1 pseudogene is annotated in these 1,110 nt (G+C 59.7%); it reads left to right on the top strand.

From position 1 onward, the window contains the following. Positions 1–76: 76 nt before the first annotated feature. Positions 77–1,056, top strand: a pseudogene (locus ACFX5Q_RS34780) (IS5 family transposase). Positions 1,057–1,110 lie beyond the last annotated feature (54 nt).

Raw genomic sequence — 1,110 nt, 5'->3', positions numbered from 1 at the left:
AGCGTTGGTGCATGGATCCTTTGTCAACGGTTTGGCGATAGCAGGCAGGATCGAAATCAGCTTGATACGAGTTGCCATGCCGTACAAACACAACGCAGATCGTCGTCATCACGTGGGAAAGATGAAATTCAGGGTGACGAATTGGCGTGACTACGAAGCAGGTCTGCGCCGGCGTGGTAGCCTGACCTTATGGGTAACGCCGGAGGCACTGGCGGGATGGCGCGCTCCGCGACGCAAGACCCGCGGCGGCCAAGCCCGGTATTCCGATCTCGCCATTGAGACAGCGCTGACGTTGGGTTGCGTCTTCGCAATGCGGCTGCGCCAGACCGAGGGATTGCTCCACTCGCTGCTGGATCTCATGGGGCTGAAAGTCCCAGTTCCAGATCATACGACGCTGAGCCGTCGGGCACAGAAGTGGGAGCCATCAGCCCGACGAAACCCGCCGCTGCCGGACGGCCCGCTGCATGTGCTTGTCGATAGCACGGGATTGAAAGTCTACGGCGCCGGGCAATGGCTGGAGCAGAAACATGGCGCCAGATCACGTCGCAACTGGCGCAAGCTGCATCTGGCAGTGGATGCCAAAAGTGGCGCGATCATTGCCCAAAGGCTGACAGATCAGGACACGGATGATCCTTCGTGGCACCGCTGCTCGATCAGATCGACGGCGAGATCGACCAGTTCACAGCCGACGGAGCCTATGACGGCAAGCCAACCTATCGGTCTATCCTGCAGCACAGCGCAACCGCGAACATCGTCATTCCACCGCGTTCTACGGCGGTGGAAAGCGGTGATACCGGACCGCATGGTCAAAGGGACAAGCACATTGCCGCAATCGCAAGCGACGGTCGGCTGAAATGGCAGGCAGCCACCGGCTACGGCAAGCGGGCGCTGAGCGAAACAGCCATCGGACGATACAAGGGGCTGATCGGACGGCGCCTGCGAGCACGCTCTCTTCCGGCTCAACAGACCGAGGTTGCCATCGGTTGCATCGTTCTCAACCGCATGCTGGCATGGGCACGCCCGGAGTCTATCCGGCGTCAAGTCACGCAGGCATAACCAACTACATTAAAGATCGAAATGCGTTCGATTTCATATCCGCGCACCAACGCC

Source organism: Mesorhizobium sp. IMUNJ 23033 (assembly GCF_044778005.1).
Taxonomy (GTDB): domain Bacteria; phylum Pseudomonadota; class Alphaproteobacteria; order Rhizobiales; family Rhizobiaceae; genus Mesorhizobium; species Mesorhizobium amorphae_A.
This window is presented reverse-complemented; position numbering and strand designations above follow the sequence as displayed.